We start from the raw sequence: 7,065 nt of genomic DNA, 5'->3' as shown, positions 1-7,065 counted from the left end.
ATCAGAACGCGGCGTAGATTGAAACTACGGCGAGCCTGATCCTCCTAAGCCAATCAAACGCTCGTGTTCCAAATCATTCGATGACGGACATTCGTTATCCTGAGTGCCCATGTTTTTTCCAATCCGCTAATTAAAAATGTTTCTTCACTCACCGTCAGAATATGTCAGGTGCGGTGGAATGATCTTACAAATGAACCGATCTGTAAGAAAAGGATCTGTTCTATGACGCTTCCCGAGGTGCAATCACCTTGGTCGCAGCATCGAATGAGGGCGACTATTCATCTGAAACCTTCTGGAAAAGCATCTCGGGTCTGAACAGGCGTCGCGACGCTTATGCGTCAGGCGCGGTTTCTCCCGTTGCACTGGAGCAGGACGCTATGACCAGCGTCAAAGTGCCAAAAGCAGCCTAGTGCACGTGCAGATACCAGATTTCTTGGCAATGTCCGGTCAGGGCTCGTCTGCCCAAGATCCTTTAAGGCGTGAAGGTCCGCTTTCAGGAATCGGCCTTGAGTTTGCAAAGTCCGGATTCTGCGCAAACCCCATCTATGCGACATGTCAGTCAGCGGCTGTCTTGTCACCGCAAACTGACAGGAGCCATGTCAGAAACCGCCGAGGTGATAGCCGAAACGTTGGCATTCAGAGCCTTCAATATGACAATCGTTTCTACGATGTCTAACCGGCGTTCTGCCAATTCATATTTTCCAACATAAGATGGAGGCTTGCCCAGCAACTTCGCTAAACCAGCCTGCGATAGGCCAGCTACCTGCCTGAGCCTGATAAGTTCACTCAGCAGAAACTGATAAGCCTCTGATCTTACGGCACCCGCCACTGCTCATGACCTTTAACGTGTGGACACAAGCAGCTACCCCTGTTATGGGATTAACCCCAAATTGGGGGTATTGCGCGGCTACCCCGCTGCAACTTCATGCAGAACTGGGATGGAGAGGAGATTCATACATGCAGATTTCAGTTCAGAAACGGCAACCTCCCGTTGACCGTTCAGCTTTGTATGGTGATTACGCCGGAGATATTCTGAGCACCCCTTACGGTGAGGAACTGCTACGTGATCGAGCGGCATATATGTTCATCACCGGCCACTTTCCTTCGCATCTGCGACCGAAGACAAATGGTTTTCTTCGGCAGATCAGCCACATGTATCGCCGACCTACAAGCCTTGATGGTCGCTTCGGGCATCGTAAACTCAAGGATGATGCGATCCGTGTACTCAGGCTCAATGAGCATGACATGGTGAAAGCCGTTCGGGCAAAGATTCGGGATGGTTACTTCATCCAAAAAAGCCGAGGACTTGGCACCCGGAATGGTTTCACAAAGGTCTTTATGTTTGCGGTGGAAGATGGGGCCGCGGTTGATCCGATCACGGTAACCTTACAGGGCGCGATAAAGTCGGGCTGGAATTAAACCGGTTTTCACCGGTAACGCGTCAGGCTGGTTTTGAATATGTTACGAGAGTGTTAGCGCACGGGTGGGGAATTTCTATAAATGCCCAACGCAGGTAAACTGCGGCCACTTTTAACCCACCAGCCCTAGTTGCTGGGCCGCAATCATTGGGATTGAACAGGGCGGCTCTTCGTCCTCGACGCACTCGATGGCAATGATCCTGACCTCTTTTGAGGTCAGTGTTTTGCTATGTGGAGTGCTCTCCCAAGCCAAACATCACGATCATTGCCTCGTGCGGTTCTTTCAGAAGGACCACTGCTTTGGCGTGCTCGTCTACCAATCCCAAGGGCAATCTGCCCGAAGTCGCCTTTCCCAAATCCCTCATCGACTTAGTACACCTGCTGGCCCGCGAGGCTGCGCAGTCGGATTTTGCCGAGCGTTGCAACGGTTGCAACGCGGAGGTGGATCATGGTTGATCTGCCGATTTCAGAGGATGCCGCTTATCTCAGCGTACGCGATGTCGCCGCGTTGTTTCGCATCAGCACCAAGACCGTTCACCGCTGGATCAAATCCGGCAAACTACCTGCAACTCGATTGGGCCGCGATTGGCGCGTCGCTCGTAGCGACCTGCGCGCCTTGGCCAAGCAACGTGGCAATCAGGCTGCGGCACATGTTCTCTAACATATTCACAATATTTGTCTTTTTCAGCGTTCGGGAAAACGGGGACACGAACTTTGGATTTAAATTCACGCCCTTGGTTTCCCGAATGTCCGCAAGAGGGCCGCCATGGGTCTGCCTGTCCTCCAATGTCCCCCTTTGTCCTTATCTCAAAACCGAAGAGGTTTATCGTGGTAGATCACCAAGACATCCAACCCCCAGCGACTTTGGCCGAAGTGTTAGACGCGCTAAAGGCCAACCCAGACCCTGACAAGAAGCGTCAGCAGTCCAAGCTATCCGCGATCTCACGCATCAGCGCATACTTGAACCGACCGCCGTCGGACATCCCGACAGACATCCCGCAGCTACGCAAGCTACTGGCATCGTTGCATCCCGCAGCCTGTGGTGTGAAGCCTAAAACCCTCAGCACCACCATAAGCGATTTGGCAAGCGCGTTGCGGGTGGTCGGCGTCTTGCAAGACGTGGAAGCCAAGTCTGCCTCGACACCGGAGTGGGACACATTTCTCAAGGCCGTAAAGTCCAGCCATCAGGTTTGGGGCTTGATACGTTTTGCACGTTATTGCAGTGCCCGGTCGATCCAACCGGCAGAGGTCAACAGCGAAGTGGTTCAGGCATTTCAGGCAGCCCTCGACGCTGTGTTGCTGAAGAACGAGCCCATCAATCATGTCCGGTCAATGATCGACACGTGGAACCATGTGATCGGCAGATACGATCTCAATCTTCCTCGGTTGTCGCGTCTGCCGTCTGATCGGTACGTGGCCCGCCCGCTGACGGATTACCCGGAAAGCCTGCAAGCAGAGATCAAGGCCTATATCGACCGTTTGGCGCAACGCGATATCTTCAGCGATGACGGGCCTGACAAACCGCTGCGCGAGACCAGCCTGCGCAATACCCAAGCGCATCTGCGTCAAATGCTGGACACATTGGTCACTACTGGTCGCAAACCGGAAGACTTCACCAGCCTTTCTGTATTGGTCACACCAGACAATCTCAAAACTGCCTTCCGGGCGATGATGGACCGACATGGGAGCAATTGTTTGCCGTCCGGGCTGAGCAATATAGCTGCAACCTGTATCGCCATTGCACGGCACCACCTGAACGCGCCGGAAGACGTCATCAAGGCACTCAAAGCCATTCACAAACGGGTCGCTACAACCCCGCGCGGTATGAGCAACAAAAACGCAGAACGCCTCGCGCAGTTCAACGATTGGGAGAACGTGGCCCTGTTGCTAAGTCTGCCAGATACACTGATGTCACGTGCGAATGACAGTCCGACCCGGCGCGACGACGCTTTGGCGGCGATGCACGCTGCGGCACTGACCATCCTCTTGAGTTGTCCCATGCGTGTCAAAAACCTCGCCGGGCTTGATCTGGACAAGCATCTGATCGTCACCCGTTCAGGAACACATACTTTGTATTCCATTCGCGTCGAAGGGATCGAGGTAAAGAACGGCGAACCAATTGAAGTTAAATTGAACGCCCGCAGTTCCAAATTGCTGCATCGCTACATCATGCAGTTCCGACCGCAGGTGTCGCTGGCGGATGGACGAGCTTTGTTCCCACGCAACAACGACGGAAGGCCAAGAGCGCCCAGCAATTTTGGTGGCGAACTCACCCAGCGTATCTTACGCGAGACTGGATTGAAGGTGCACCCTCATCTGTTCCGGCACATTGCTGCCAAGCTGTACCTCGAGGAGCGCCCCGGTGATTTCGAAACGGTGCGCCGCCTGCTCAAACACAAACGGCTCCAGACCACGATGGACTTCTACGCATCGCTCAGCAACCAATGGGCACATGACCACTACGACGAGGTGGTTCTTTCCAAATGGAAAGGCAAGCCTGATGACTAAGACGACCCCTCTTGTTCTTCCTCACAAAGATTGGCCCCAGGCGGATAGAGCCGCCTGGAAAGCCTTGTTCGCAACTGGCGACATATTCGACGGAACGGGTCCATGCGTTTATTGGTCTGACGGCAGTCGTAATAAGAGACGCCAGAGTTACGGATACTGGTTGTCATGGATGGCACGGCTTCAGCCAACGCTCTTGGAACACCGACCAACGGACCGCATCACCAAAGATGAAGTGCGTGCTTTTTTGGAAGAGGCCGAGACACGCGTCGGCGCTGTCACACTCAAAAACCTGGTAAGTGACCTGTACGTCCTCGCGGTAGCCATGCACCCATCCGGCGATTGGGACTGGTTAAACCGTCTTTTCAATCGCTTAAGTCATCGTGCAGATCGAAAAAGCTTGCAAAAAGCCGTCCCAATTTCAGCGGATGAGATTTTGGGCAGATGTCTCGAATGGTTGAAAGATATCGAGAACGATCCTTCGCTCAGCGACTTAAAGCGCGCAATCCGTTTCCGCCAAGCATTGATGATCGCCTTTCTCGTTTCGCGCCCTGTGCGTCGGCGCGCCTTGTTGGCGATGACAGCAGATCAGCATCTGCGCAATACCAAAGAAGGTTTCGAAGTGGTTTTCTCAGCTGAGGATATGAAAGACAAGAAGGCCCGTTGGTTTCCTCTTCCCAAGGCCTTGGTCAATCCCATGGTGACGTATCTGGATATGCATCGAACAACTCTGCTTGGGCCCAAAAAATCCAATGCGCTCTGGATCAATCAGTATGGCGATCCGATTGCCCCGGATGGTCTCTCACGAGAGTTACCCAAAGTGACACAACGTCTGCTAGGCGTCGAACTCCGACCCCATAAGTTTCGGCACATAGCGGCTACCACGATTGCCGAGACAGACCCAGAGCACGTGGGCATCATCCGGGACATCCTGGGACATGCAACTCTGGATATGGCCGAGAAGCACTATAACCGCGCCTCCGGCCTATCCGCCTGCGATGCATACCAGAGTGTCGTCATTCAACTCCAAAAATCTCGACGTTGATATGTATCGGTTCTTTGATGAGGAGGCATGGCGGGCGTCGGAATGAACACAAGGATCAAATGATCCTTGGAGATCCATTGTTCGATTGTCAGAAAGAAAGAAACACCTAGGAAGAAACTTCCATCGGGTCTCTCCGACGCCCGGAACCAGCTTGTCTTATTTGGCGCTTACCATCAACACCTAAATCACTGATCTTGTTACATATCTAGCCTTCTCAAAGTGACCAATCTAATTGCAACTGTTGCAACAGAAAGTAAGGCTGCGCAGAGAACAGCAGCGAACGACCATTGCAACAAGTTGCAATCGAAAGTGGAAGACACTGTCCAATCCATGCCTATAATGGGATGGGCCAACTAGTTTCTCAGTCCGAAAGGCCCGACACATGCGCGCCGCCATCTACGCCCGTTACTCCACCGATCTTCAAAGCGACGCCTCCATCGAGGACCAACATCGGCTGTGTCTACGCCTAATCAATGGCAACAAGTGGAAAGAGGCGGAGACCTATACCGACCGGGGTCTGAGCGGTGCGTCGCATCTGCGCCCCGGCTACCAGCGTCTATTAGAAGATGCGCGATGTAATCTGTTTGATGTCGTTGTAGCCGAAGGCCTCGACCGGATCAGCCGCGACCAAGAACATATCGCCGCCTTCTTTAAACAGATGCGATTTCAGGGCATCCCAATTGTCACAGTGGCGGAAGGGGAGATTTCCGAACTGCATATCGGCCTCAAGGGGACCATGAGCAGTCTGTTCCTGAAGGACCTGGCTCAAAAGACCCATCGCGGACTAGAGGGGCGTGTGCGCAAAGGCAAGTCAGCCGGTGGGATCACCTACGGCTACGACGTCGTACGTAATTTCAACCCAGGCGGACAGATGTCCACTGGCGAACGAGCCATCAATGAAGAGCAAGCTGCCATTGTTCGCCGCGTGTTTGAGGATTACGCGAATGGTAGCAGTCCTCGAGCCATTGCAGGAGCATTGAACAACGAGGGTGTTTCTGGCCCTCGGATTGCAGGCTGGGGCGCGTCCACAATCTACGGGAACTGGCGGAGGGGCACCGGCATTCTTAATAACGAACTCTACATTGGTCGTCTCGTCTGGAACCGCCAACGCTTTGTAAAAGACCCCAAAACCGGTAAGCGACAAGCGCGACCAAACCCTCCCGAAGAATGGGTCATTGAAGACGTACCTAATCTTCGCATTATCTCCGACAACCTGTGGTCCCAAGTCAAAGACCGTCAAACAGCCACCCGAAGTGCTGTCATCAGCAGCGGTGTCAACCGCCCGGAACGCGCACACCGCGCCAAACATCTGTTCTCTGGGCTCTTGAAGTGCGGCGATTGCGACGGGGGCTACACCATTGTTGGAAAATCTCATTTTGGTTGCGCCAACTCTCGCAACAAAGGCACCTGCAACAACCGACTGACCATCAAGCGGGAAGATTTGGAAACCCGTGTGCTCACCGGCCTCAAGGACCAACTGCTGCATCCGGACCTCATCTCCGAGTTTGTGTCAGCGTACCAAAAAGAGTTCAATCGTCTGACTGCCGAGATATCCAAGTGCAAAGCCAAAACCGAACAAGAACTGGCCAAGATCACCAATCAAATCAGCAAGATTATTGATGCGATTACAGAAGGGATGTTCCATCCCAGTTTGAAGGCGAAGATGGACGATCTCGAAGCCCGCAAAGAAGAGTTGGAAGCAGAATTATCCGCTTCGTCTCAGGAGCGACCCGTTCTTTTACATCCCGGTCTCGCTGGCATCTATAAAGAAAAGGTGGAGGACTTGAGCGATGCGTTGAACAACCCCGCGACGAAGACTGAAGCGACATCCATCATTCGAGGATTGTTGTCCGAGATTCGACTGCTGCCCAATGACGGACAGCTTACCATAGAACTCGTTGGGGAGTTGGCTGGTCTTTTGGCTCTTAGTACACAGCAGAACGCCCGCAGCGTTGGCGCTACGGGCGGTTCTGTGACGCTGGTTGCGGGAGTAGGATTTGAACCTGCGACCTTCAGGTTATGAGCCTGACGAGCTACCGGGCTGCTCCATCCCGCGACACTTTTTATGACCTACCGCTTACGCTACTTGAGGTCTTT

At 53.4% G+C, this 7,065-nt stretch carries 7 protein-coding genes and 1 tRNA gene; 6 read left to right on the top strand and 2 right to left on the bottom strand.

The features are described 5' to 3' along the window. Positions 1 to 215: 215 nt before the first annotated feature. Positions 216 to 410 (top strand): major capsid protein, encoded by a 195-nt coding sequence (locus ACR0AM_RS21260; RefSeq protein WP_480623958.1) that lies wholly within the window; start codon positions 216 to 218, stop codon positions 408 to 410. 164 nt (positions 411 to 574) lie between these two features. Here the strand turns inward: ACR0AM_RS21260 and ACR0AM_RS21255 are convergent, their stop codons facing one another. After that, positions 575 to 829 carry a helix-turn-helix domain-containing protein gene (locus tag ACR0AM_RS21255; RefSeq protein WP_480496582.1) on the bottom strand — a complete coding sequence of 85 codons (255 nt, stop codon included), beginning with the start codon at positions 827 to 829 and terminating at the stop codon, positions 575 to 577. Between the two features lie 128 nt (positions 830 to 957). On the opposite strand from ACR0AM_RS21255, the gene ACR0AM_RS21250 reads away from it, so the two are divergent. The 5 genes from ACR0AM_RS21250 (at position 958) to ACR0AM_RS21230 (ending at position 6,991) form a co-directional block, all read left to right on the top strand. Then, a complete protein-coding gene (locus tag ACR0AM_RS21250) occupies positions 958 to 1,419 on the top strand; it encodes a hypothetical protein (RefSeq protein WP_480496583.1) in 462 nt (153 codons plus the stop codon). 447 nt (positions 1,420 to 1,866) lie between these two features. Next, positions 1,867 to 2,079 carry a helix-turn-helix domain-containing protein gene (locus ACR0AM_RS21245; RefSeq protein WP_480623956.1) on the top strand — a complete coding sequence of 71 codons (213 nt, stop codon included), beginning with the start codon at positions 1,867 to 1,869 and terminating at the stop codon, positions 2,077 to 2,079. A gap of 167 nt (positions 2,080 to 2,246) precedes the next feature. After that, positions 2,247 to 3,926 (top strand): site-specific integrase, encoded by a 1,680-nt coding sequence (locus ACR0AM_RS21240; RefSeq protein WP_480623955.1) that lies wholly within the window; start codon positions 2,247 to 2,249, stop codon positions 3,924 to 3,926. A gap of 169 nt (positions 3,927 to 4,095) precedes the next feature. After that, positions 4,096 to 4,968: a tyrosine-type recombinase/integrase gene (locus ACR0AM_RS21235; RefSeq protein ID WP_480623954.1), complete on the top strand. Its 873-nt coding sequence runs from the start codon at positions 4,096 to 4,098 to the stop codon at positions 4,966 to 4,968. A 382-nt stretch (positions 4,969 to 5,350) separates the two neighbouring features. Next, positions 5,351 to 6,991, top strand: a complete 1,641-nt coding sequence (locus ACR0AM_RS21230; RefSeq protein WP_480623957.1) for a recombinase family protein — start codon at positions 5,351 to 5,353, stop codon at positions 6,989 to 6,991. On the opposite strand, the gene ACR0AM_RS21225 is transcribed toward ACR0AM_RS21230, so the two are convergent. After that, positions 6,948 to 7,024: transfer RNA gene (locus tag ACR0AM_RS21225), tRNA-Met, on the bottom strand. The two genes, ACR0AM_RS21230 and ACR0AM_RS21225, sit on opposite strands and share 44 nt — an antisense overlap. Between the last annotated feature and the right edge of the window lie 41 nt (positions 7,025 to 7,065).

The organism is Ruegeria sp. AD9, from assembly GCF_056542305.1.
This window is presented reverse-complemented; position numbering and strand designations above follow the sequence as displayed.

Excerpts from the sequence above, each read along its gene's own strand:
- ACR0AM_RS21250 (WP_480496583.1), top strand. The coding sequence starts at position 958 with ATGCAGATTTCAGTTCAGAAACGGCAACCTCCCGTTGACCGTTCAGCT.
- ACR0AM_RS21245 (WP_480623956.1), top strand. The coding sequence starts at position 1,867 with ATGGTTGATCTGCCGATTTCAGAGGATGCCGCTTATCTCAGCGTACGC.
- ACR0AM_RS21235 (WP_480623954.1), top strand. The coding sequence starts at position 4,096 with ATGGCACGGCTTCAGCCAACGCTCTTGGAACACCGACCAACGGACCGC.
- ACR0AM_RS21230 (WP_480623957.1), top strand. The coding sequence starts at position 5,351 with ATGCGCGCCGCCATCTACGCCCGTTACTCCACCGATCTTCAAAGCGAC.